Origin of the sequence: Aminobacter niigataensis (assembly GCF_946995915.1) — a bacterium.
GTDB classification, from domain to species: Bacteria; Pseudomonadota; Alphaproteobacteria; order Rhizobiales; family Rhizobiaceae; genus Aminobacter; species Aminobacter niigataensis.
The window spans coordinates 860,141-883,342 of sequence record NZ_OX341517.1; the positions used below are offsets into that span (position 1 = coordinate 860,141).

General features: G+C 65.0%; 26 protein-coding genes. 11 read left to right on the plus strand and 15 right to left on the minus strand.

From position 1 onward, the window contains the following. Positions 1-93: 93 nt before the first annotated feature. The 3 genes from O1Y97_RS04030 to O1Y97_RS04040 form a co-directional block, all read right to left on the minus strand. On the minus strand, positions 94-1,341 hold the full coding sequence (locus tag O1Y97_RS04030) for a glycosyltransferase (RefSeq protein ID WP_318763172.1): 1,248 nt from the start codon (positions 1,339-1,341) through the stop codon (positions 94-96). A 172-nt stretch (positions 1,342-1,513) separates the two neighbouring features. Then, on the minus strand, positions 1,514-2,548 hold the full coding sequence (locus O1Y97_RS04035) for an aspartate-semialdehyde dehydrogenase (protein WP_108606196.1): 1,035 nt from the start codon (positions 2,546-2,548) through the stop codon (positions 1,514-1,516). Positions 2,549-2,657: 109 nt separating this feature from the next. Continuing rightward, positions 2,658-2,792, minus strand: coding sequence for a hypothetical protein (locus O1Y97_RS04040; protein WP_256371662.1), 135 nt, complete (start codon positions 2,790-2,792; stop codon positions 2,658-2,660). 146 nt (positions 2,793-2,938) lie between these two features. Here O1Y97_RS04040 and O1Y97_RS04045 point away from each other — a divergent pair, with 146 nt between their 5' ends. Together O1Y97_RS04045 and O1Y97_RS04050 are read left to right on the plus strand one after the other, a co-directional pair. Continuing rightward, positions 2,939-3,325 carry a DUF6152 family protein gene (locus O1Y97_RS04045; RefSeq protein ID WP_318763173.1) on the plus strand — a complete coding sequence of 129 codons (387 nt, stop codon included), beginning with the start codon at positions 2,939-2,941 and terminating at the stop codon, positions 3,323-3,325. 14 nt (positions 3,326-3,339) lie between these two features. Then, a complete protein-coding gene (locus O1Y97_RS04050) occupies positions 3,340-3,801 on the plus strand; it encodes a DUF6644 family protein (RefSeq protein ID WP_318763174.1) in 462 nt (153 codons plus the stop codon). A gap of 2 nt (positions 3,802-3,803) precedes the next feature. On the opposite strand, the gene O1Y97_RS04055 is transcribed toward O1Y97_RS04050, so the two are convergent. Further along, positions 3,804-5,708: an ABC transporter ATP-binding protein/permease gene (locus tag O1Y97_RS04055; RefSeq protein ID WP_318764142.1), complete on the minus strand. Its 1,905-nt coding sequence runs from the start codon at positions 5,706-5,708 to the stop codon at positions 3,804-3,806. 303 nt (positions 5,709-6,011) lie between these two features. Between O1Y97_RS04055 and O1Y97_RS04060 the strand changes: the two genes are divergently transcribed. Next, on the plus strand, positions 6,012-6,716 hold the full coding sequence (locus tag O1Y97_RS04060) for a DUF805 domain-containing protein (protein ID WP_318763175.1): 705 nt from the start codon (positions 6,012-6,014) through the stop codon (positions 6,714-6,716). Between the two features lie 2 nt (positions 6,717-6,718). On the opposite strand, the gene leuB is transcribed toward O1Y97_RS04060, so the two are convergent. Next, on the minus strand, positions 6,719-7,822 hold the full coding sequence (leuB, locus tag O1Y97_RS04065) for a 3-isopropylmalate dehydrogenase (protein ID WP_318763176.1): 1,104 nt from the start codon (positions 7,820-7,822) through the stop codon (positions 6,719-6,721). A gap of 141 nt (positions 7,823-7,963) precedes the next feature. Between leuB and O1Y97_RS04070 the strand changes: the two genes are divergently transcribed. Both O1Y97_RS04070 and vapC read left to right on the plus strand, forming a co-directional pair. Then, positions 7,964-8,194 carry a type II toxin-antitoxin system VapB family antitoxin gene (locus tag O1Y97_RS04070; protein ID WP_108606202.1) on the plus strand — a complete coding sequence of 77 codons (231 nt, stop codon included), beginning with the start codon at positions 7,964-7,966 and terminating at the stop codon, positions 8,192-8,194. Beyond that, complete coding sequence (gene vapC / locus O1Y97_RS04075) at positions 8,191-8,580, plus strand: type II toxin-antitoxin system VapC family toxin (protein ID WP_318763177.1); 390 nt, start codon at positions 8,191-8,193, stop codon at positions 8,578-8,580. The genes O1Y97_RS04070 and vapC overlap by 4 nt, the downstream gene beginning before the upstream one ends. 27 nt (positions 8,581-8,607) lie before the next feature. On the opposite strand, the gene O1Y97_RS04080 is transcribed toward vapC, so the two are convergent. The 4 genes from O1Y97_RS04080 to O1Y97_RS04095 all read right to left on the minus strand — a co-directional run bounded on the left by O1Y97_RS04080 (position 8,608) and on the right by O1Y97_RS04095 (position 11,681). Next, on the minus strand, positions 8,608-8,988 hold the full coding sequence (locus O1Y97_RS04080) for a RidA family protein (RefSeq protein ID WP_108606204.1): 381 nt from the start codon (positions 8,986-8,988) through the stop codon (positions 8,608-8,610). An 8-nt stretch (positions 8,989-8,996) separates the two neighbouring features. Beyond that, positions 8,997-9,830 (minus strand): hypothetical protein, encoded by an 834-nt coding sequence (locus tag O1Y97_RS04085; RefSeq protein ID WP_318763178.1) that lies wholly within the window; start codon positions 9,828-9,830, stop codon positions 8,997-8,999. A gap of 192 nt (positions 9,831-10,022) precedes the next feature. Further along, positions 10,023-10,628, minus strand: coding sequence for a 3-isopropylmalate dehydratase small subunit (gene leuD, locus O1Y97_RS04090; protein WP_108606205.1), 606 nt, complete (start codon positions 10,626-10,628; stop codon positions 10,023-10,025). A gap of 138 nt (positions 10,629-10,766) precedes the next feature. Further along, entirely contained in the window at positions 10,767-11,681 is a 915-nt protein-coding gene (locus O1Y97_RS04095; RefSeq protein WP_318763179.1) for an ABC transporter substrate-binding protein, read from the minus strand. A gap of 90 nt (positions 11,682-11,771) precedes the next feature. On the opposite strand from O1Y97_RS04095, the gene O1Y97_RS04100 reads away from it, so the two are divergent. Genes O1Y97_RS04100 through O1Y97_RS04110 form a run of 3 tightly spaced genes read left to right on the plus strand, consistent with a single transcriptional unit; the run spans position 11,772 to position 14,651 of the window. Beyond that, positions 11,772-12,794, plus strand: a complete 1,023-nt coding sequence (locus O1Y97_RS04100; RefSeq protein WP_318763180.1) for a FecCD family ABC transporter permease — start codon at positions 11,772-11,774, stop codon at positions 12,792-12,794. Continuing rightward, positions 12,791-13,843, plus strand: coding sequence for a FecCD family ABC transporter permease (locus tag O1Y97_RS04105; RefSeq protein WP_318763181.1), 1,053 nt, complete (start codon positions 12,791-12,793; stop codon positions 13,841-13,843). The genes O1Y97_RS04100 and O1Y97_RS04105 overlap by 4 nt, the downstream gene beginning before the upstream one ends. Further along, positions 13,836-14,651 carry an ABC transporter ATP-binding protein gene (locus O1Y97_RS04110; RefSeq protein ID WP_318763182.1) on the plus strand — a complete coding sequence of 272 codons (816 nt, stop codon included), beginning with the start codon at positions 13,836-13,838 and terminating at the stop codon, positions 14,649-14,651. Before O1Y97_RS04105 ends, O1Y97_RS04110 begins: the two co-directional genes overlap by 8 nt. Positions 14,652-14,721: 70 nt before the next feature. On the opposite strand, the gene O1Y97_RS04115 is transcribed toward O1Y97_RS04110, so the two are convergent. The 3 genes from O1Y97_RS04115 to O1Y97_RS04125 all read right to left on the minus strand — a co-directional run bounded on the left by O1Y97_RS04115 (position 14,722) and on the right by O1Y97_RS04125 (position 17,493). Then, positions 14,722-15,180 carry a glyoxalase superfamily protein gene (locus O1Y97_RS04115; RefSeq protein ID WP_183263375.1) on the minus strand — a complete coding sequence of 153 codons (459 nt, stop codon included), beginning with the start codon at positions 15,178-15,180 and terminating at the stop codon, positions 14,722-14,724. Between the two features lie 209 nt (positions 15,181-15,389). Continuing rightward, positions 15,390-16,223 (minus strand): aldo/keto reductase, encoded by an 834-nt coding sequence (locus O1Y97_RS04120; RefSeq protein ID WP_318763183.1) that lies wholly within the window; start codon positions 16,221-16,223, stop codon positions 15,390-15,392. An 88-nt stretch (positions 16,224-16,311) separates the two neighbouring features. Then, on the minus strand, positions 16,312-17,493 hold the full coding sequence (locus tag O1Y97_RS04125; RefSeq protein WP_318763184.1) for an MFS transporter: 1,182 nt from the start codon (positions 17,491-17,493) through the stop codon (positions 16,312-16,314). 153 nt (positions 17,494-17,646) lie between these two features. Here O1Y97_RS04125 and O1Y97_RS04130 point away from each other — a divergent pair, with 153 nt between their 5' ends. After that, complete coding sequence (locus tag O1Y97_RS04130; protein ID WP_318763185.1) at positions 17,647-18,549, plus strand: LysR family transcriptional regulator; 903 nt, start codon at positions 17,647-17,649, stop codon at positions 18,547-18,549. A 70-nt stretch (positions 18,550-18,619) separates the two neighbouring features. Next, complete coding sequence (locus O1Y97_RS04135; protein WP_318763186.1) at positions 18,620-18,937, plus strand: hypothetical protein; 318 nt, start codon at positions 18,620-18,622, stop codon at positions 18,935-18,937. 69 nt (positions 18,938-19,006) lie between these two features. Here the strand turns inward: O1Y97_RS04135 and O1Y97_RS04140 are convergent, their stop codons facing one another. The 3 genes from O1Y97_RS04140 to O1Y97_RS04150 all read right to left on the minus strand — a co-directional run bounded on the left by O1Y97_RS04140 (position 19,007) and on the right by O1Y97_RS04150 (position 21,424). Beyond that, complete coding sequence (locus O1Y97_RS04140) at positions 19,007-19,495, minus strand: SRPBCC family protein (protein ID WP_318763187.1); 489 nt, start codon at positions 19,493-19,495, stop codon at positions 19,007-19,009. Positions 19,496-19,521: 26 nt separating this feature from the next. Next, positions 19,522-19,863 carry an ArsR/SmtB family transcription factor gene (locus O1Y97_RS04145; RefSeq protein WP_318764143.1) on the minus strand — a complete coding sequence of 114 codons (342 nt, stop codon included), beginning with the start codon at positions 19,861-19,863 and terminating at the stop codon, positions 19,522-19,524. Positions 19,864-19,984: 121 nt separating this feature from the next. Further along, entirely contained in the window at positions 19,985-21,424 is a 1,440-nt protein-coding gene (locus O1Y97_RS04150; RefSeq protein ID WP_318763188.1) for an FAD-binding oxidoreductase, read from the minus strand. A gap of 225 nt (positions 21,425-21,649) precedes the next feature. Between O1Y97_RS04150 and O1Y97_RS04155 the strand changes: the two genes are divergently transcribed. Next, positions 21,650-23,167 (plus strand): alginate export family protein, encoded by a 1,518-nt coding sequence (locus O1Y97_RS04155; protein ID WP_318763189.1) that lies wholly within the window; start codon positions 21,650-21,652, stop codon positions 23,165-23,167. The last annotated feature ends 35 nt before the right edge of the window (positions 23,168-23,202 follow it).

Here is a 23,202-nt window from a genome sequence, read left to right on the forward strand (position 1 = left end):
TCAAAATGCGACGTCGGTGCCAGTTTCGTCGAAATGATTCAGTCACTTGGCCGCTCGACGCGGGCTACCGCCATTTGCTGGGCCGGCCAGCGTTCAGCGACGTGTGTTCTTGCCGGCCAACAGTTCCAACAGACTGCGGAACGGACCGCCGCGGCGAAGCTTGCGAACCTCGGCTGCCAGCTCCGCGGTCCTGCCCGAGAGTTCGCCCATGGCGAAATGAAACTCCTCGCTTGGTCCCACCCCTTCGCGCAGCTTGATGAAGCGGGGGTCGAAGATACGGTTCTGCTGGAGAAACGTTTCGAGGATCGCGGCCAGGGCCAAATCCTCCTCGGAGGCGACCTTCCTGGGCCAATCCCGTTCGGAAAGGACCGCGCGATAGATCGCCTCGAGTTGCCGTGCGCCTTCGTCGCTGTTGAAGTTCCGCCTGACATGCTGGGTCACGCCGGCTGCGTCGTCTGGCCGATAGGCGGCGATTTCCCTGTCCAGGATTTCAGGTGACGCTGCTTCTGACAGCGCGCCATAGGCAAAGTTGACGGCAGCGAAACCGTTGAGCCGTTGCCTGGTTACCAGGCCGCCGATGCCGAAACGGTCGGCGTTGATGACGGCGCGGCCGTTGGCCAGCGCTTCGAGCGCCATTCGTCCGCTGGCGAAGACCAGGTCGACACCCTCGAGGCGCCTGACGACATCGTCGGTGGCCTTTGCCACCAATTCGCCCCGGAAGCCGATGCCGCGCCGTTCGCACGCTTCCGCAATCAGGTTGGCGAAGGGAATGGTGCCAGGGTGGGCAAAGATCGCGGCCGTGTGCAGCTTCACCGGTGCCGGTGCGGCGGAACCGACGCGCTTGAGGTCGATGGTGTTTGGCCAGAACGTGACGCGTGACGGCGGCAGGCCGTTTTCGTCGACAAGCCGGCCGCGCAGCACACTGCGCACATAGAGATAACGCCTGATGCGGGGATGAACGGGGGGCGCATCCTGGTCGCTGGCGAAGTCATGGCAGGCAAACACCGCCGGCGTGCCGGGAAAGCGGACGAGGGCGGCGATCGTGGGACCCGTGTGGTGGCCGTGAATGATTTCGGGCACTTCACTGAGCGGCGCCAGCGAGGTCACCACCGGCGAGCCCGTCGCGCGGATTTCGGCCGCCGCCGGGCCGGTCACGGGCGCAAAGGTGACGACCGAATGGCCGCGCCGGCGCAGCGCCAGCACCATGTCGCGGACGAGCGTTTCCGTGCCGCTGCGGCCGGTCAGGACGGCATTGGTCATGAGAATGCGCAGCGGGCGATCTTGGCCGTTTGTGTCTGTCACAGGGCTGGAATGCGCGGCGTCGCCGCTGTCACGCGCCATGGCTGGTGGTCCCGATTGCTGGCGCCCGCACCGCCCATCAAGCAATGCTAATGTAGCGTAGCCGGAATCGGGGTCAAGCTTGAGACCGACACCGAGGCGCACGCCCCGGCATCAAATCGTGTCGTGCCGCGTCGCAGGCCATGCCCGACGCGGCACTTTTCCGAGGCTGGCCTCAGGCTGCCTTCTTCTTTGGCGCAATCAGGCCGCGCTCGACCAGCAGTTCGGCGATCTGCACGGCGTTGAGGGCGGCACCCTTGCGTAGATTGTCGGAGACGATCCACATCGACAGGCCGTTGTCGATGGTCTGGTCCTCGCGGATGCGCGAGATGTAGGTCGCATCCTCGCCGGCCGAGTCGAGCGGGGTGGCGTAGCCGCCGTCCTCGCGCTTGTCGATGACCAGGCACCCCGGTGCTTCGCGCAGGATGTCGCGTGCCTCGTCGGCGGTGATCGGCTTGTCGAATTCGATGTTGACGGCTTCCGAGTGGCCGATGAACACCGGCACGCGTACGCAGGTGGCGGTCAGCTTGATCTTGGGATCGAGCATCTTCTTGGTCTCGGCGACCATCTTCCACTCTTCCTTGGTCGAGCCGTCGTCCATGAAGACGTCGATGTGCGGAATGACGTTGAAGGCTATGCGCTTGGTGAACTTCTTGGCTTCGACCGGGTCGGCGACGAAGACGGCGCGCGTCTGGGTGAACAGCTCGTCCATGCCTTCCTTGCCGGCGCCCGAAACGGACTGGTAGGTGGATACGACGATGCGCTTGATGGTGGCGGCGTCGTGCAGCGGCTTGAGCGCCACGACCAGCTGGGCCGTCGAGCAGTTCGGGTTGGCGATGATGTTCTTCTTGGTGAAGCCGGCAATCGCGTCCGGGTTCACTTCCGGAACGATCAGCGGCACGTCCTGATCATAGCGGAAGGCCGACGAGTTATCGATGACGACGCAGCCCTGCTTGCCGATTTTGGGCGACCATTCCTTGGAAATGTTGCCACCGGCCGACATGATGCAGATGTCGGTGTCGGAGAAGTCATAGGTGTCGAGAACCTTGACCTTCAGCGTCTTGTCGCCGAACGACACTTCGGTGCCGAGCGAGCGGCGCGAGGCCAGTGCGACGATCTCATCGACCGGAAAGCCGCGTTCCTCGAGGATGTTGAGCATTTCCCGGCCGACATTGCCCGTGGCGCCGACGACTGCAACCTTGAAACCCATATCGAAAATCTCCTGTCCCTCTCCGCTCGCTTCTGGAGAAAACCCGCTGGCCGTTGCGGGCTTCATCCCCCGGGCCGGACCCGGGAGAGGGTGAGCAGGCCAAGGGAAATCACACCGTTTTGGTGGTGGTGGTTTTGGCCATGGTTTTGGTCGAAAGCAGGGACGCGGTTGCGCGCCCGGCACGATGGTTGGCATCGTGGCCGGGGAAGTCGAATGCGAAAAGCGCCATCAAGAGGCCGCGCATCGGAGGGTTCCCTGTTCGCCGCCGCTTTTAGCCGGTTTGCGTGGAGAGTCAATCGGGGCCGGGACTGTCGGCCTCCGGCGCTTGTGATTTGACCTTTGTCGCCTGGTACCTAGGCTTCACCGTGGATCGATTGACGGAGGAGCCCCATGGAAATCCTGTCGAAACGCGTCCCCATCGTCGCCGCTCTGGCTGCGGCTGCCATGTTCTCGCTGCCGGCACTTGCCCATCACGGCTGGTCCTGGACCCAGGACGGCTTTTTCGAGCTCAAGGGTGTCATCGCCGAGATCTACATCGGCAATCCGCATGCCACGCTCGACGTCGATGTCGAAGGCGACATCTGGCGGGTGGAACTCGCCCCGCCAGCGAGAACGATTGCGGCGGGCTTCAGCGACGAGGTCGCCAAAAAAGGCGACGAGGTCACCGCGATCGGAAACCGTTCGCGGGACGAAACCGAAAAACGCATGAAGGCAGTCCGGATCGTCGTCAACGGCAAGACCTACGACGTCTATTCGGACCGCGTGCCGCCGAGCTGAGCGGGATCGGGGGCGTGGAGCCGCTGCAGGCCATCGAACAGCTCGACGCCGTCAAGCTGTTGAAGACCTCGTACTTTGCCTACCCGGTGGTCAATGCGGTCCATATCGCCGCCATCGGCGCTTTGCTCACCTCGGTTGCGCTGATGGACCTGCGCATCCTCGGCGCCTTTCGCGCCCTGCCGGAGCGCCCCTTCGTGGCGCTGTTGAGGCGGCTTGCCTTCCTCGCCTTCGGGGTGGCCGTGCTGAGCGGGCTCCTGCTGTTTTCGGTGCGCGCGTCGCACTATGCGCAGATGCCGGTGTTTCTCGCCAAGATGAGCCTCATCGTCCTCGCCGGCGCCAATTTCGCGGCGTTTGCCACCGTCGACAAGGGGCTTGATGCGAGTGTCCGTCCACCGGCGCCACGCGTGCTTGCCGCAACCTCGATCGTGCTGTGGTGTGCCGTACTGCTGTGCGGCCGCTTCATCGGGTTTCAGTGAAGCTACTTCTCCTTCAGCTTGATGCGGGGGAAACGCAGCGGCGGCCACTCCTCGGTGGGCATGGGTTGCGCCAGCAGCTCGGTGAGCTCGGCGGGCAGGCCGACATGCGCCTGTTTGGTGGCGACGCCGTCTGCGATGCTGACGACGCTGTCGTAGAACTCCAGCCCCATCGCCGATTTCGGCGGGGTGGCCTCGTGCATAACACTGATCACGGTGACATCGGGGCAGTTGTCCTTGATCGCCTGGTGGAAGGCGATCTTGGCCTCCGGGTCGAGTGCGGCGGTGGCCTCGTCAAGGAACAGCAGGCCGGGCTGGAGCAGGAGAATGCGGGCCACCACCAGCTTCTGCTTCTGGCCGCCCGAGAGCACCTGGTCCCAGACCTTGCCCTCGCGCATCTCCTCGCCGAGATGCTCGATGAAATCGCCGAGCCCGGCCTTGTGTAACGCGACCGCAACGCGGGCCTCCGAATGCTCGTCGGCACTGCCCGGCAGGCAGACAAGCTGCTTTAGCGACACTTGCGGCAGCTTGACGTCCTGCGTGGCGTAGAAGGATTTCACCCCCTCGGGATAGATGATGGCACCGCGGCCATACGGCCACAGCCCGTTGATTGCCTTGACCAGAGATGTCTTGCCGCAGCCGGACTCGCCGCGCACGAAGATCCATTCGCCGCGCCTGAAGCGCAGGTTGGAAACGGTCAGGAACGGCGTTGCGTCGCTGCCCCGATGCATCAGTTCGAGATTGCGCACGGTCAGGCCGAAGATTGCGTTCTGACCGCCGTAGCTGAAATCGGAATGGCCGGTAAGGCCGTAGAATTCCTGCGGCCGCTGGACGTCCTCGATTGCGTTGGCAAGGCCGATGACGCGCTGGCTGTTGGCTCTGAGCGTGGCGATCGCCGGCATCACGTGGATGAACCACGAGCACTGGCTGATCAGCGAATTCACCAGCTCGGCGCCGGTGATGTAGCCCTTCAGGTTGATCTGGCCGTGCATGTAGGGCAGCAGGCCGGGACCGTAGGCGACGAAGCGGGCGGCGACGAAGTTGTAGATGAGCTCGAACGACATGTAGCCGGCATTGACCGTGTTGAGCCGCCCCCAAGTCTTGTCGATGTCGAGATAGAGCCGGTCGTGCATCGACCGCTGCACGCTCTCGCCACGCGAGGCCGCGACGTGGAAGCTGCGGCGCAGGAAGGTTGTCAGCTCGCCGCGGTAGCTGCCCTCGGCCTGCTGCATCCGGATGCTGAGCCGCTCCATCAGCCCGCCCAGCTTGATGGCGATGTAGGTGTTGAGCGGGACATAGGCCCCGACCGCGCCGATCGCCAGCACGAAGCTGCCGTAGTTGCCAAGGAACTCCAGCCCGCGCACCGAGGTCGAGGTTTCCAGAAGCTTCTGGCCGACGAAGAACAGCGAGGCGGCAACGCTCATGACGCCCATGGCCAGGCCGATCGCTCCGCCGGTCATGCCCTTGATCGAATCCTGGACGCGCTGGTCGATGTTGTCGGGGGGAGGAGTGCCGACGCCCGCGGCGTCGACGCCGCCGTGCTGGACATGGAAATGGGTGTGGTTGCCGTCGAGCAGGGCGGCGTTGAAGCGGCTGTTGAGCCAGCCTCGCCACTTTCGGTGCAATGTGGTGGAGAAGAGATGGCGGATGCCAGTAAAGCCCGCATCCTTGATCAGCACGAGAAGAAGCAGCGTGCCGGCACTGGTAAGCAGAGACGCCAGCGGCGTCAGGTTTGTCGGGTCGTGGAAGAAGGCAATCGAATTGACCAACTCACCGGAGGCTTCGGCCATCCAGACGCTGGCCTTGCTGGAAAGTGCAGTGAGGAGGGCTATCACCAGCGTCAGCCCCCAGGCTTCCTTCCAGCGATCCGACATCCAGTAGGCCCGCATCAGGCCCCAGAAGTTGAGCATCGCCGAAACCGGCGTCAGGGGAGGCGGCCTTGCGGCGCCGCGACGCCATCTGTTCACCGATGGATCTCGAGGTCTGTCGACCCGAATCACTGTTTTCCTGCCCCAGTGCCCATTTGCTATTGAAGGGTAACATGAGTTGAGCATTTCACAGTCAACATGTGGTTACCGGCTAATCAATGCATCGCGAGCGTTGCTGGAGGGCAACTGTCCGCTGTCTGCCCACTACCCCTGCCGCATTCCTCACCCGCGCTTGCGGTGCAGCAGAGTTTGGAACAATCTTCGCTCCAATCACGAGGGCGACAGATGCGTGGGGACGTACTGCATTACGACGAGACCCAGGGCTTCGGCTTCATCGTCGGAGCCGACGGAAATCGCTACACCTTCGCCCGCGAGGACCTGAGGCACATGGCTGCGGTGAGCAAGGGCGCTCAGGTCGAGTTCCAGCCGAGCGGCGGTCAGGCGCGGGAGGTTTTTGCCATCCAGGCTCCGCTTGCCGCTTCGTCGGCCTCGGCTCCGATACGGGCTGCGACACCACAGCATTTCGGCCGCTTCGCAACCGAGGCTGCATCGTCCTCGACCGGCCTGTGGGGCTATTTCCGGCGCGGATTGACCGAAAACTACTTCAATTTCCGCAGTCGCGCCCGGCGCAAGGAATATTGGGGTTTTTATCTGTTCTGGGCGATTTCGGCGGTCGCGCTCTCGACCGTCGGCTTCGGCATCGATGGGTTGATCGGCAACCTCGATGCCGGACTGGAGGAGCCGGTCGCCGGCTTCGCCTTGCCCGGCCTGTTCGTGCTGGCCACGCTGTTGCCCGGCATCGCCATGACCGTACGCCGTATCCACGACCTCGGCCTGTCGGGCTGGTTCTGTCTGCTGATGCTGCTGCCCTATGTCGGCGGGCTGATCACCTTGGTGTTTTCGCTGCTGCCGTCGCAGAAGCACGACAACAAATGGGGGCCGGTGCCGGCGGGGGTAACGGTTCCCCCGCCCCACGTTCCGGCCGCCTAGCGTTAGGCGAAGAACTTCGCGATGATGGCGTCGCCCATCTGGGTCGTGCCGACCTCGGTCTTGCCCTCGGACATGATGTCCTTGGTGCGCAGGCCGTCGTCGAGCACGGCTGCGATTGCCGCTTCCAGCTTGTCGGCCTCGGCTACCATGTTGAACGAGTAGCGCAGGCACATCGCAAAGGACGCGATCATGGCGATCGGGTTGGCGATGCCCTGGCCGGCGATATCGGGCGCCGAGCCATGCACCGGCTCGTAGAGCGCCTTGCGCTTGCCGGTGAGGGCGTCCGGTGCGCCGAGCGAGGCCGAAGGCAGCATGCCGAGCGAGCCGGTGAGCATCGCGGCAACGTCCGACAGCATGTCGCCGAACAGGTTATCGGTGACGATGACGTCGAACTGCTTGGGCCAGCGCACCAGCTGCATGCCGCCGGCATCGGCCAGCATGTGGTCGAGTTTGACGTCGGCGTACTTCGCCTTGTGGGTGGCGGTCACCACCTCGTTCCACAGCACGCCTGACTTCATGACGTTGCGCTTTTCCATCGACGTCACGCGGTTCTGGCGCGTGCGCGCCAGTTCGAAGGCGACGCCCGAGATGCGCTCGATCTCGAAGGTATCGTAGACCTGCGTGTCGATGCCGCGCTTCTGGCCGTTACCGAGGTCGATGATCTGCTTGGGCTCGCCGAAATAGACGCCGCCGGTCAGCTCGCGCACGATCAGGATGTCGAGGCCCTCGACCACTTCCTGGCGGAGCGAGGACGAAGAGGCGAGGGCGGGATAGCAGATCGCCGGACGCAGGTTGGCGAACAGCTCCATGTCCTTGCGCAGGCGCAGCAGGCCGGCTTCGGGGCGGACCTCGTAAGGCACGGCATCCCACTTCGGGCCGCCAACGGCGCCGAACAGAACGGCATCCGCGGCCATCGCCTTGACCATGTCGGCATCGGAGATCGCCTGGCCGTGGGCGTCGTAGGCCGAGCCGCCGACGAGGCCCTCGTCGGTGGTAAAGCCGCTGCCGAGCTTGTCGTTCATGGCCGCAATCAGCTTGCGGACCTCGGCCATGGCCTCGGGGCCGATGCCGTCGCCGGGGAGGAGAAGAAGATTGCGCGTCGCCATGGAAAGCCTTTCCGAAAGATGCGTGAACCGCGGTCTTGCTAGCCTTGGCGGGGCGCGCGTGCAAGCGGGAAAGGCGCGGATTTCTTGAATCTCTGGGCTGCTATGTGTATGTTTGCGGCAATCCATACACATAGGTGTGTCATGCGCACGAATATCGATATCGATGACCGCTTGATGAAGAAGGCCATGAAGGCCACTGGCCAGTCGACCAAGAAAGCCACCGTCGAGGCCGCCTTGCGCCAAGTGGTCGCGATTTCGGAGCAGGTGGCTGCTCTCGAGGCTATGCGAGGCATGGGTTGGGACGGCGATCTCGATGCCATGCGCAACGATTGGACACCCGATACCGACTGGGGCCTTGAAGACAGGAAATGATCGTCGTCGATACCTCGGTCTGGATTTTCGCCCTACGCGATGTGCAGCGCGAGAGTGTTGCCAAGCTCCACCGGGCAACGGCGCAGGGCAAAATTCTGCTCGGCGACATGGTGTTGCTCGAAGTCTTGCGCGGCGCCCGTGACGACCGGCATGCAACCTTTCTTGAAACCCATTTGCGGAAGTACCCCATCGTGCCGATGATGGACGATCGGCTGGCGGTAGCGGCCGCGGCCAACTATCGCCATCTGCGGGCGCGCGGCATCACCATCAGGGCGCTTGCCGATCTAATCATCGCCACCTTCTGCATCGAGCACGGTCATATGCTTTTGCACGACGACCGCGACTTCCTTCCGATGGCCGAGTACCTCGGCCTCCAACTCTCTTGAGCCGCACGCCTGTCGCCAGCAGCGCATTCACGCGCGCTTCAGCGCCGTCACCTCGATCTCGATCTTCATCTCGGGCTTGTTGAGCTGGCAGACGATCATCGTTGCCGCGGGACGAATGTCGCCGAAGGTCTCGCCGAGGATCGGGAACACCAGGTCCACATAGGCCTGGTTGGTGATGTAGTAGTGCGCGCGCACCACGTCGGCCATGTCGAAGCCGCCGTCTTTCAGCGCCTTGGCGATGGTCGCCAGGCAGTTGCGCGTCTGCGCCTCGACGCTCTCCGGCATGGTCATGGTGGCATAGTCGTAGCCTGTGGTGCCTGAGACGAAGCACCAGTCGCCCTGGACCACCGCGCGCGAATAGCCGGCGGTCTTCTCGAAGGGCGATCCTGTCGAAATCAGTTTTCGCATGGCTTTTCTCACTCTCCCTGTACAAGCGACTTGGTCAGCGCGTCCTTCATCTCTGCCGGCCACTCGGCCAATGCCGGCCAGGTGCTGGGCTCGGACGTATCGCCCTGCTTGGCGAAGTACAGCTTCTTGCCCGCGGTATCGACGCCGATGAAGGAATCGTTGACGCCGCAGGCATGGGGCACGCAGCCGGTGGCGAAGACCAGGCCCGAGGCTGTCCTTTCGGGTCCGCTCGACACCGAAAGGCCGAGCGCCACGCCCTCGAGCTGGTCGCCCAGCATGGCGCTTGCGGCCTGATAGAGCTCGGCGTTGTCGAAGAAGTCTACGGGGTAGGCGATGTTCTCGACCTTGAGTTCGGCCCAGGTCGTGCCGGGCTGCGGCGTGAACGCCAGCTCTCCGGCTACGGTCAGCCCATCGTCAAGCGACCACTTGCGCACGGGCGCCTTGGTGCCGGGGAGCAGGTAGGGCACGAAATAGAGCGTGTCGCCAGTGACAGCCGCAGGCGGGGTGCCGCATTCGCCGTCGCCGACGACGGTCGACTGGATGCCGGCGCCGCGTTTCCAGGCGAGCACGGTCTCCGGGCCGCAGGCATTGCCGCCGTCGCCGAGCGCGAAGATCGCCACCTTGGTGCCGCTGACCTCGACCGTGCGATCGTGGAAGGCGACGTAGTTCCTGGCGATTTCCTTGCCGTCGTAGGCGACGATCTTTTCGCCTTCGGCGTTCTCGGCGATGGTGAAGTTGCCGCCTTCGAAGGCGATCGTCTGCGGGCCGTCGTTCTGGGCCAGCGCCGCCGACGAGGCGGTCAACGCCAGCGCGAAAGCTGCAACGAGGGCGGAAGATTTCATGGTCTGCTCCTGGAGATCGACATGCGAAGTCACGGAGCGGCCGATGTCCGTGCGCGCTCCGAATCCCGAGGTGCGACCATGGCATGGCGCGGCAGGCCAGTCAGCCGGAGCCGATTGTTCCAGCAAAAAGCCCCGCCGCGATTTCAATCGGGACGGGGCTTCGAGACATTGCAGCCTTGAGGCGTCGAGGGCTCAGGCCCAGGGGCGGTTCTCGGCAGCCTTCTTCTCGTAGCTGTCGATCGACGATGCCTTCTCCATGGTCAGGCCGATGTCGTCGAGGCCGTTGAGCAGGCAATGGCGGCGGAAGTCGTCGAGGTCGAACTTGACCACGCCGCCGTCGGGGCCGCGGATTTCCTTGACTTCGAGATCGACCGACACGGTGGCGTTGGCGCCGCGCGAGGCGTCGTCCATCAGCTTGTCCAGGTCTTCCTGGCTGACGGTGATGGGCAGGATGCCGTTCTTGAAGCAGTTGTTGTAGAAGATGTCGGCGAACGACGTCGAGATGACGCAGCGGATGCCGAAGTCGAGCAGCGCCCAGGGCGCGTGCTCACGCGACGAGCCGCAGCCGAAATTGTCGCCGGCAACCAGGATCTGTGCCTTGCGGTAGGCCGGCTTGTTGAGCACGAAATCGGGGTTCTCCGAGCCGTCCTCATTGAAGCGCATTTCGGCGAAAAGCCCGGTGCCAAGGCCAGTGCGCTTGATCGTCTTGAGATAATCCTTGGGGATGATCATGTCGGTGTCGACGTTGACGATCGGCAGGGGGGCGGCGACGCCCGTGAGCTTGGTGAATTTTTCCATGGCTTTTGCCCGTCTGGCTGTTGCGGGGATTTTGGCTTGCCCCGCTTTACACAAGCTTGGCCGGGAATCAAAGCGTTTCGACGCTGGGGAAAGCCAGGACGCCTCACCGATATGGCGACGCGTCCCCACAGGCGTTGGCTACTGCGCCGGCGTCACGCCGTAGACGCGGGCGATGTCGTCGAGCAACAGGTTGGCGGCGATCGCGCCGCCGGCCGTGTTCCACACCGCATCGTCAACCGCCACGGCCTTGCCGGCCTTTACCACCGGCAGGTTCTGCCACAGCGGCTCGGCCAGCCATTCTTCCGACTGTTTGCTCGCCTTGCCGTTGCCGGTTTCGTAGACGAAGTAGAACAGGCGGTCGCCGTCGAACTCGGGAATGCGTTCCTTGGTCACGTCGTCGGCGAAGCCCGGCTTGTCCTGCACCGCAGGCCGCGAGATGCCGATCTGGTCGAAGATCATGCCGGGGAAGGTGTCCTTGTAGTAGATGCGGGTCAGGCCGGGCATGAAGCGGATCAGCGACACCTTTTCGGCCTTCTTGTCGCCGAGCGCCTCGCCGAGCTTGGTCGCCTTGTCGTCGAAGGCATTGAGCTGCACGTCGCTTTCGGCCTTCTTGCCGAGCGCATCGGCATAAAGCGCGAAGTTCACCTTCCAGTCGCCGCGCAGGCGCTCCGACATGACGGTTGGCGCAATCGCCGAGAGCTGGTCGTAGATCTTCTCCTGGCGCGTCTTGTTGCCGATGATGAGGTCGGGCTGCAGGCCGGCGATCAGCTCGAGGTTGACGGCCGATTCCTCGCCCACCACCTCGACGCCCTCCATCTTGCCGGCGATGTGCTTGTACCAGGGCGAGCCGGTCCAGGAGCGCACGGCGCCCACCGGCTTGAGGCCGAGTGCCAGCACCGCCTCGGTGCCCTCGTTGGTCAGCACTACGATGCGCTGGGGGTTCTCGGGCACGTCGGTCACGCCCATGGCGTGCTTGACCTCATGGGCGAGGGCCGGGTTGAGGCCAAAAGCGACGAGCGCCGCACCGAGAATGGCTTTGACGAAGAGCTTCATGGCAAAAGGCTCCAAACTTGACGAGGGTGGGAAGGTTTGGCAAAGGGTCAGATCAAACCCTGACTGTCAAGTTCATATTAAGGCTGCCACGTGCCCCTCGCTTCGTCGACCACGAGCATCCGAGCGCATCCGCGTATCGGGCACCGGTCGCTCTTCGCCGGGCTTGCGCTGCTCCTGCTCGGGCTGATGTATCTCAGCCTGGCGCTCGGCTACCGGCTTTATTCGCCCGAGGAGATCTGGGCGGCGCTCACCGCCTTCGACGGCAGCGAGACCGATGTGGTGATCCGTGACCTGCGGCTGCCCCGGGCGCTGATGGCGCCCATGGTCGGTGCGGCGCTCGGCATTGCCGGCGTCATCGTGCAGACGCTGTCGCGCAACCGCATCGCCTCGCCCGACACGCTTGGCCTCAACGCAGGTGCTGCCTTTGCCGTCGTCATGGCGAGCGGGCTGTTTGGCGTTGTTTCGCTGCCGGGCCTGTCGCTGACAGCAGCAGTCGGGGCCCTGCTGACCAGCTTCGTCGTCTTCGGCCTGGCCGCGGCGGCCGGCGGCATCTCGCCGCTCAGGATCGTGCTTGTCGGCGTCACCTTCGCCGGACTGTTCGACAGCTTCGTCAATGTCGTGCTCACCGTGAACGAAACGATGCTCGACCAGTTGCTGTTCTGGCTGGCCGGCTCATTCGCCGACCGCAAGCTTGGCCTCGCCCTCAACGGCCTGCCCTTCGTGGTCGTGGGTGCCGCGCTGGCGGTGTCGCTGGCCCGCCCGCTCGACATCCTCCAGACCGACGATTCGACGGCGCGCGGGCTTGGCGTGCCGCTCGGCGTCGTCAGGGGACTGGCATTCCTTGCCGTTGCGCTGCTCAGCGGTGCGGCCGTCGCCATGGCCGGTCCCGTCATGTTCGTCGGCCTTGTCGTGCCGCATGCGGCGCGCGCGCTGGTCGGGCTCGGCCACAGGCTGCAGATTGCCGCCGCGGCTATGGTCGGCGCGCTCTACACCACGCTCGCCGACATCGTCGCCCGCTTCGTCATCTATCCACGCGAGGCGCCGGTGGGCGCGGTCACGGCCATCGTCGGCGGCCTGCTGTTGCTGGTCCTGCTCAGGAGGCGCGCCGCATGAGTTCGCTCGCCCCACGCATGTCGCCGGCATTGACCCACATCAGCCGCCGCGCCTGGATTTCCGTCGCCGTCATCGCCGCCGTCGCGGCAGCCCTGGCGCTCTGTGGCATTGGCTTCGGCTCGACCTGGATCGATCCGCGCCGGATCCTGGAAATCCTGCTCGGAGAGGGCACGCGCGGCGAACGTGTCGTCGTGCTGCAGCTGCGCGCGCCGCGTGTCGCCATCGCCATCCTCGCCGGCGGCGCCATGGCGGTGTCAGGCTATCTGCTTCAGAAGGTGACGCGCAACGAGCTGGCCTCGCCCGGCGTGCTCGGCGTCATCGGCGGCGCCGGCCTCGGCGTCGTCATCTTCCTGGCGCTGCTGTCCGATGAGAGCAATGCGCTCGTCACGTCTATCGTCTGGCAGCCGGTGGCGGCGATGGTCGGCGCCAGCGTGGCGATTGCGGCGGTCTTCCTGCTTTCCGGCCAGCAGGCCTCGTCGGCGGTGCGGCTTTTGCTGTTCGGCATCGCCGTCGGTGCCGTCGCCAAGGCGGCGACGCTGATCCTGATGATCGTCGGGCCGATCTACCGCACCACCCAGGCAAGCCGCTGGCTCGCCGGTGCGGTCAATGAGATCAACTGGGGCGAGGTCCAGGTCGTCGCCATCGGCCTCGCCATCGCCATGGTCGGCGTCTTCGCCGTGGCGCGCCGCCTGCCGCCCACCGACCTCGACGAGGTCTCGGCGCGCGGCATCGGCCTCAACCTGCCGGTCTTCCGCATCCTGGTCTTCGCGCTTGCCTCGGCGCTGACCGCACTTGCCGTCGCCTTCGCCGGCGGCGTCGGTTTCATCGGGCTGATGGCGCCGCATCTCGCCCGGCTGATCGTCGGCCGGCCGGTCATCCCGGGCATCGTCGCGAGCTTCCTTTTGGGCGCGATCATGCTCGTCGGTGCCGACCTCATCGTGCGCGTGCTGTTTGCGCCGACCGAAGTGCCGGCCGGCACGGTCACCGCAGTCATCGGCACGCCCTATTTCCTCTACCTCGTGCTGCGCAGGGGGAGCACCAATGGATAAAGCGATCACCGTCGCCGCCCTTACCGTCGCCTATGGCGCGGCGACGGCACTTTCGGCCATCGACCTCGAGATTCCCAAGGGCAAGGTGACAGTGCTCGCCGGCCCCAACGGCTGCGGCAAGTCCACGCTCTTGCGCGCCATCCGCCGGCTGCACCAGCCAAAATCGGGCGAGGTGCGGCTCGGCGACCTGCCGATATCAGGGCTCAAGGAAAAGGAACTGGCCCGTCATATCGGCCTTCTGGCGCAGAACCCGTCGGCGCCCGACGACATGAGCGTCGAGGAGCTGGTCCGGCTCGGGCGCTACCCGCACCAGTCGATGCTGCAGCCGTGGAGCGCCGCCGATGGCGAGGCCATCCAGGCGGCGATGTTCGGTACCGGGGTGTCGCACCTCGCCGACCGCCGGCTCGGCTCGCTGTCGGGCGGCCAGCTGCAGCGCGTCTGGATCGCCATGGTGCTGGCTCAGGAGACCGACATCATCTGCCTCGACGAGCCGGTCAACCATCTCGACATGGCCCACCAGATCGATTGCCTCGACCTGGTCAGGCGTCTCAACCAGGAGCACGGCCGCACGGTGGTGCTGGTGCTGCACGACCTCAACCTCGCCGCCCGCTACGCCGACAGGCTGGTGTTCCTCAGGGACGGCAGCGTCGTTGCCGAGGGCGCACCGGTCGAGCTGATGAGCGAGGAATTGATCGAAGACGTGTTCGGCATCTCTTGCCGCGTCATCACCGACCCGGTGCACGAGCGTCCGCTGTGCATTCCGATCCGCAATTCGTCGCCACGCTTCCGGGCCGAAACGGCGGGCTGATCCGCCCATGTAAAAACGGCCGCGGATCGGATGATCCACGGCCGTAACTTTCAGCGTGAACGAGAAGACGTCAGGCGCGTGCGAGCGCCATCACGCCGGTCTCGGTGCCGGTCAGGCGGCGCGAGCGGCCGTCGGCGCCGACCACCATCTGGATGCGCCGGCGTTCCGACGAGAACAGCTTCGAGGTCGACACGTCCACCGGCGGATTGAAGGCGACGGTGACGCGCCAGAGGTCCGGCTTGATCGTCTCTTCGAGGCCGATGACGCGGCCCTGCGCAGGGTTGCCGTTGAAAGTGCCGGCGACGTTTTCGCCGACGGCAAAGGGCACGACAGCCTTGGGCTCGTCGGCCTTCGCCGACACCGGGGTCGCCGCCGGACGCGCAGCAAGCGTGTTCCAGTCGCGGACGCCTTCCTGGCGGGCGACGAGTTCCAGCGCCTTGGCGTGGCTGACGGCGATGCCTTCGCTGGCCAGCGCATCGCGCAGCCTGCGGGCATTGTTCTTGTAGTCGTTGGTCTGACCTGTGGTCATGGGTTCGCTCCTTCGCGATGCGCGAACGGCGTGGTTGAAGGTCGGGAGCCCGCATTGCCGCTTCGGCCGTCGCATCGACAGGGAAACGAACTTTTCGAGGGAAGCTTCACCAGGCCTTGCGGCTGCGGGCGGCAGGGGCTTCCCGCCCTTGACCGCCCTCAGATAGGGAGTAGACGGCGCGACGTCAACGGTCGCGCCGGCGCCGCCGCTCAGGCTGCCTTGTCCCAGGTTGGAGCAAGGCCTGCCGGGCTGACGATACGCCCGCCGGAAGCCGAGAGCGCATGGATTGCCGCCATCTCCTCGGCCGAAAGCTCGAAGTCGAAGATGGCGAAGTTTTCCGGCAGCCGCTTCAGCGTCGAGGTCTTCGACAGCGCGACCACGCCATCCTGCTGCACCAGCCAGCGCAGCACCACCTGCGCCGCCGTCTTGCCGTAGCGCGAACCGATGTCCTTCAACACAGGGTCGGACAGCACCTTGCCGTCGGCCATGGCGTAGTAGGCCGTCACCGACATGCCGAGCCGGCGCGCCGTCTCCAGCACCTTGGTCTGGTCGAGATAGGGGTGGTACTCGACCTGATTGGTGACGATGGGTGCGGCGCTCAGTTGGACAGCCTCGGCCATCAGCGCGGTGTTATAGTTGCTGACGCCGATGTGCCGCACCTTGCCGGCCTGCCGGACCTCGTTCAGTGCGCCGATCTGCTCGGCCAGCGGTACCGCGTCGTTCGGCCAGTGCAGGAGCAGAAGGTCGACATGGTCGGTTCGAAGCTTCTTCAGACTGTCTTCGACCGACGTCACGAAATCGGCGTGACGAAACTTGTCGACCCAGACCTTGGTGGTCAGGAAGATATCGGCGCGGGCGGCGCCAGATTTCTGGATGGCCTCACCGACCTCAGCCTCGTTGCCGTAGATCTGGGCGGTGTCGATGTGGCGGAAGCCGAGCTTGATGGCCTCGGGCACCACTTCGAGCACTTCCTTGCCAGGCATGCGGAAGGTGCCGAAGCCGAGGGCGGGGATCGTCGCGCCATTGGCGTTCACGAAGTTCATGGAATTCTCCTTGTGGGGGCTTGTTGGGGAGGCTTGGGCGGATGGGCTCCGCCTTTAGTTAGGTCTCGGGTGCAGCCGATCAATCATCCTAAGCCGGCTGGCATACCGGTTCGTCGCGACGGTCGAGTGCGCCGCTCCACACGGTCAGGACAAATGCGCCGGCCACCAGCAGGGCACCGACCCAGGGCGTGGCGCCGAGGCCGAGCGGCGAGGCGACCACCAGGCCGCCGATCCAGGCGCCTAGCGCGATGCCGAGGTTGAAGGCGGCGATGTTGAGCGCCGAGGCGACGTCGACCGCACCGGGGCGATGCTCCTTGGCCAGCTGCACGACATAGAGCTGCAGCCCGGGCACATTGGCGAAGGACAGGAAGCCGAGGCCGGCCAGCGTCACCATTGTCCAGGCAGGCGAGACGGCGGTGAAGGAAAACACCAGCAGTACCGCAGCTTGAAGCGCAAACAGCACGGTCAGCGCCTTGACCGGGTTGCGGTCGGCGATGCGGCCGCCGGCGATGTTGCCGGCTGCGATCGCCAGCCCGTAGAGCACCAGCAGCAGGCTGACGCTCGAGGCCGAGAAGCCGGTGACGGTCTCGAGGATCGAGGCGAGGTAGGTGAAGGCGACGAAGGTGCCGCCATAGCCGAGCGCGGTCATGGCAAAGACCAGCAGCAGCCGCCCGGAGCCGAGCACCCTGGCCTGGTCGAGCAGGCTCGACGGGGCGGCCTTCTTCAGCGCCGACGGCAGCAGCGCGGCGATGCCGGCGAAGGCGATGACGCCGAGCGCCGAGACGCCCCAGAAGGTGGCGCGCCAGCCGAAGGTCTGTCCGATGAAGGTGCCGAGCGGCACGCCGGTGACGATTGCCACCGTCAGGCCCATGAACATCATGGCAATCGCCGAGGCGCGGCGGTTTTCCGGCACCAGGTCGGCGGCGATCGTCGCGCCGACCGAGAAGAACACGCCATGGGCGAAGGCCGACAGCACGCGCGCCACCAGCAGCATTTCGTAGCTCGGGCTCAGCGCCGCTGCCGTGTTGCCGATGACGAACAGTGCCATCAGGCCGAGCAGCAGCGGCTTGCGCTCGATCCTGCCGGTCAGTGCTGTCAGCACCGGCGCGCCGAAGGTCACGCCGAGCGCGTAGACGCTGACGATCAGGCCGGCCAGCGGCAAGGTGATCTGGAGGTCATGCGCTACCGTCGGCAACAGCCCGACGATGACGAATTCGGTGGTTCCGATCGCGTAGGCCGCGATGGTCAGCGCGAATATGGCCAGAGGCATGGCAAAACCATTCCCGCCCGCTGAGCGCGGGCGCAGTTGAGGCGAGTTCCGCTCGCCGGTTGATCCTTGCCGGCAATATGGGGCAAAGGCACTTGCGCAATAATCCGCTATGATGGACGAATGCTTGTGAAACAAATTCACAAGAGGCGAGCCATGGACAACCGTGCCGGCGAGATGGACGTGTTCGTGCGGGCCGCGGGCCTCGGCAGCTTTTCTGCCGTAGGCCGCCAGCTCGGCTTGTCGCCCTCGGCGGTCAGCAAGCTCATCACCCGCATCGAGGACAGGCTGGGGACGAGGCTGCTGGTGCGCTCAACGCGTGCGCTGCAATTGACGCCCGAGGGCGAGGTCTATCTCGAACGCGCGCAGCGCATCCTGGGCGATATCGAGGAGGCCGAGCGGGTGGTGACGTCGGGCGGCTCGGCCGTGCCGCGCGGCCCGCTCAGGGTCAGCGCCTCCGTCGCCTTCGGCGCCAGCCACGTCGTGCCGCACATGGCCGAATTTCTGGCGCTCTATCCCGAGATCGAGCTCGACCTGTCGCTGACCGACAGTGTTATCGACCTCTACCAGGAGCGCGCCGACGTCGCGATCCGCTCGGGCAAGCTGCGCGATTCCTCGCTCATGGCGCGCAAGATCCTCGAAATCCGCCGCGTCGTCGTCGCCTCGCCCGCCTATCTCCAGCGAAACGGCGTGCCACAGGTGCCGGCCGACCTCGTCGGCCACAACTGCCTGCGCTTCAACTTCCTTTCCAGCCGCGACGAATGGATTTTCCGCGACCCCGAGACGGGCGAAAATTTCGCCCAGCGCATCAATGGCAACCTGCTCGCCAACAACGGTCCGAGCCTGCGGCGGCTCTGCCTCGACGGCGTCGGGCTGATCCGCACCGGGCGTTTCCAGGTCGAGGCCGACATCGATGCCGGTATGCTGGTGCCGGTGCTCGAGGCCTACAATCCCGAGGACATCGAGATGATCCACGCCGTCTTTGCCGGCCATGGCCATCTCGCCGCGCGCGTCCGGGCCTTCATCGATTTCCTGGCCGAAAAGGCGCGCGGCGGATGACGCCATTGTTTCGGCCGATATGCGTACTACCTTTCATCCTGTGCGGATTCTCGCACCGGAAGACCTGTCGATGCCGAGTAAAGCGAGTTCGAAACTGGCAACCCTGGTGGCGGCGGGCATATTGCTTGCCGGTGCTGTGCCGGCGCTTGCCATCGACCTGCCGGGGCAGCCGGACCGCAACCAGCTGGCGCGCGAGGGCCGCTTCAACGAGTTGCAGATCCTGCAGAGCCGCCAGAACCGCATCGAATTCCAGCGCGAACAGCAACGCTTCCGCGAACAGGACCGCCAGATCGTGGTGCCGCCAATCCAGCGACCCGAGGTGCCGATGGTCAAGCAGAGCTGCCAGATCCGGCTGTTCGGCAATATCTATCGTCGCGTCTGCCGCTGAACGTTCATCCGCCCTCATCCTGAGCCTGTCGAAGGATGGCCTGTCAAAGAACGTGCGCCCGCGCCCGCCCTACTTCGCTGCGACCTGTTCCGCCAGGACGCCGTCCAGCCGGTCGTAGCCCGCCTCGACACCCTTGGCCATGCCGATGGCGATCGCGCCGTCGCGCGCCTCGCGCGAGCTGTAGAGCACGGTGTTGACCGAGATCGTCCGGCCGTCCTTCTCCGTCAACACCAGCGTCGAGTGCGCCTCGCCGTCGGTCCAGTCCATGTCGAACAGCTCGACGCTGACGATCCTTTCCGGCCGGAAGATTTCGCGATAAGTGCCGGTCATGCCCATGTCGCGGCCGTCCTCGTGGCGCCAGACGAAGCGATACTTGCCGCCGACCTTCAGGTCGACGTCGCAGACCGCAAACGACCAGCCGTCCGGCCCCGTCATCCAGCGTTTCAGCAGCGCGGGAACGGTCCAGCAGTCGAACACCAGGTCGCGCGGCGCGTCGAAGACGCGGGTCATGGCGATCTCGCGGTCGCTCGGCGTCGTCACTTCCAGCCTGTGCTTCATCGTCGTTTCCTCCTGGCCTTGCTGCGTCAGGCCTTGCCCTGGTTGGCCTGCAATTCGGCCAGCAGGGTGTCGAGCCGCTTGAAGTTGCCTTCCCAGACCTTGCGGTAGTCCTCGAGCCAGCCGGTCACTTGAGCCAGCGCCTCGCCCTCGATGCGGCAGGGCCGCCGCTGGGCATCGCGGCCGCGCGAGATCAGCCCGGCCCGCTCCAGCATCTTCAGGTGTTTGGAAATCGCCGGTTGGCTCATCGCAAATGGCTCGGCCAGCTCCATGACGGAGGCTTCTCCCTGCATCAGCCGTGCAAGGATCGCCCGCCGCGTTGGATCGGCGAGAGCCGTGAATGTGGCGTCGAGGCGTTCGGACGGCGTCATTTCACAACCTTTGTCTATAACAATGTGGTTATGAAGGATAAAGCCGTCTGTCAAGCCTGCGCCGCGAATGACTCATGGGCAGAAGCAGCGTGCCGGCTGAAACCGGCACGCCTCCGGGGGGTCAGGCCGCCTTGCGTGCGGTCTTGGCCCGCACATTCTGGTTCATGCGGAAGAAATTGTCGGGGTCGTACTTCTGCTTCACCTCCAGCAGCCGGGCATAGTTGCTGCCATAGGCCGCTTCGACCCGGTCGGCCTCATCCGCCGGCATGAAGTTGATATAGGCGGTGCCCACCGCCTGCGGCCGCGCCGCTTCGTAAATGTCGCGGGCCCAGTCGATGCAGGCATTGTCCATGTTCGCCTCGCGCCAGCGTGCATGCACGTTCATGACGAAATGCGCGTTGCGCTGCGGGAAGGCGGTGGCATCCGTCGCCACCCGCCCGGCGGCGCCGCCGACATGGCCGATGAAGATCTCGCATTCCGGCCCGGGCAGGTTCCTGATCGCGCCTTCGAGAATGTCGATCGTCTCGTCGGCCAGTTCGATGAAGTCGTGGCTCTTCCAGTAGTTGCGCGCGCCGGGCTGGAGCAGAGGGTCGAAGGCCGCCTGCCAACCGGTGAACGGGTTCGGGCCGACCACGTCGACGATCGGCTTGCCGATGCTGCGCAGGGCAGCCGTTGCCTTCTCGCCGGCTTCGAGATCGCCGCTGTAGCACATGGCCAGCACCAGCACCTCCTTGCCATGCCAGTCTGCCGGCAGGAACGGCAGCGGCGGTGCCTGCCGCGCCACGGTCCAGCAGGTCAGTTCGTCGGGCGCATCCTCCAGCGCTGCGCGGTATTCCGCGAGCACATGCCTGGCGTCGTCGAAGGGATGCACGACCAGCCCCGCCAGCACCTGCGGCCCGAGCTTGTGCAGCTTGAACTCGAACGCCGTCACGACGCCGAAATTGCCGCCGCCGCCGCGCAGTGCCCAGAACAGGTCCGGATGCTCGGCCGTGCTCGCCCGCACCAGTTCGCCGTCGGCGGTCACGACGTCGGCCGATAGCAGGTTGTCGATGGTCAGGCCGAGCTTGCGGGTCGTCCAGCCGAAACCGCCGCCGAGCGTCAGCCCTGCGATGCCGGTGGTCGAGTTGATGCCGGTGGGTACCGCGAGGCCGAACGCCTGGGTTTCCTTGTCGAGGTCGGCCAGCGTGCAGCCGGGCTCTACCCAGACGCGCCGTGCGACACGGTCGACGCGCACCGATTTCATCTTGCTGAGGTCGATCATCAGCCCGCCGTCACAGACCGCACTGCCGGCGATGTTGTGGCCGCCGCCGCGCACGGCGACGAGCAGCTTGTTGTCGCGTGCGAAATTGATCGTGGCGATGACGTCGGCAGCACCGGCGCAGCGCACGATGAGCCCGGGCCGGCGGTCGATCATGGCATTCCAGATGGTACGGGCCTCGTCATAACCGGCGTCGCCGGCATTGAGGACTTCCCCGCGCAGGCTGGCAGCAAAGGCGTCAAGCGTCGTGGCACTGACCATCGCCATGCCGCCATCCAGCGTCGTTAGGCTCAAGTCGTTCATGGTGCATTCCTCCCATGGAGTGACACCTCCTCTTCCGTCGCGGCCGTGGATTGTGCGCCTCCGGGAACGGTTCAACAAGCGACGTCGCTTAAAAGTGACGGATGCGACACGTCGCCGGGCGGATGTCGCCGCCTCGCCTTGCCGTTTCCGCCTCGCTCGCCGTAAAGTCGAGAATCACAGACTGGCTGCTTCGGCTCGCGGCGCACATTCGGAGGCCATGCAACGATGGGGGCTAGGGGCAGCGACATCGACCCAGGGGCCGCGCAAGGGCAGGTCCGCCCGCAGAGGCTCAAGACCAGGCAGCGGAAATGGCGGATTCTCGGCTGGGCGGGCGCAGCACTGGTCTCCGCAAGCCTCCTCGCCTCCGAACGCGCGCTTGCCGCCGACGACCGCATGCTGCTGCTCGACCATGACGGGCTGATGATCCGGATGCATCTTCAGGCCGGCCTGAACGTGGTGACCGAACACAATGTGTTCTGGAACTATTCAGATACATTCGCACCGTCGGCCGGGTTCAATTCCAATCCGACCTGGCTCGAAGGCTACATTTTGCCCGGCCTCAGCTTCACCCAGGACCTGGGCGGGTTGGTGGCCTATGGCAAGGTCTCGGCCGTTGCCTCGGGCACGCTCGGCATCGATGCCTACGCAACCGGAAACACTGGCCGCGTCACGCTGGAAGAGGGCTATCTCGGCTTGCGCTCGGACGAAAACAGCGATCCGTCCTTCGATCTCTCGGTCGGTCCCCGCACATTCAAGGCCGGCACCGGCATGCTGCTCGCCAATGGCGGGTCGAGCGGCTTCGACCGCGGCGCGCTCAAGCTCGGCCCGCGCAAGGCCTGGGAAATGGCTTCGATCGGCAGTTTTGGCTTCGACGATTTCACCGCCACGGCATTCTATCTCGATGCCAACGAGCTGAACGAAAGCGACACCCAGACCAGGATCGTCGGCGGCGATTTCCGCTACGATGGCGAGTCCGACACCTTTGCCGGCATGACCTTCGGCCATGTGCTGCAATCCGACTCGCCTTACCCGCAGGCCGCGCCCGGCGGCATCGGGGTGCCGACGCTGGTTGCCAATGGCCGCGACGGGCTGAACTTCGTCAATGTCTACGGCCGCGCCATGCCGTTCGGCGACAGTTTCGAGAATTTGTTCGTCGCCGGCGATTTCGCCTACCAATGGAACGACCGCATCGACATGCGGGCATGGGGCGGCCGCGTCCAGGTCGGCTACACCTTCGCCGAATACTCGTGGGCACCGACGATCGCTTATTCCTACCAGACATTCTCCGGCGACGATCCGTCGACGTCGCGTCTGGAGCGCTTCGACCCGCTTTACTACGAGGGCAGCCCGAGTTCCTGGTCGACAGGCTCGAAGTCGTCGATGGTGTTCATCAATTCCAACGTCAACGCCCACCAGCTCAGCCTGCGCGTTACGCCGACCGAGATCGACACGCTGACCCTGCGCTACGCCTATATCAGCGCCAACGAACTGCGCAGCCCGATCCAGTTCGGCCAGGGCACGCATCTCGAGATCATCAACGGCGTGCCCAATCCGGTCGCCGGCGTCTCCGCCAAGCATCTGTCGGACGACTTTTTCATCGAATACAACCGCGTGCTGAATCCCAACACCTATTTCACCGCCGGGTTCAGCGTTTCATTTCCCGGTCCCGGAGCCGACTCCGTCGTCAGTTTCGATGCACCGGTGTGGACAGGAGCCTTCGCCAATGTCGTCGTCAATTTCTGAAGCTGGGTTGGATGCAGTCAGGGGCGGTTTCGCGG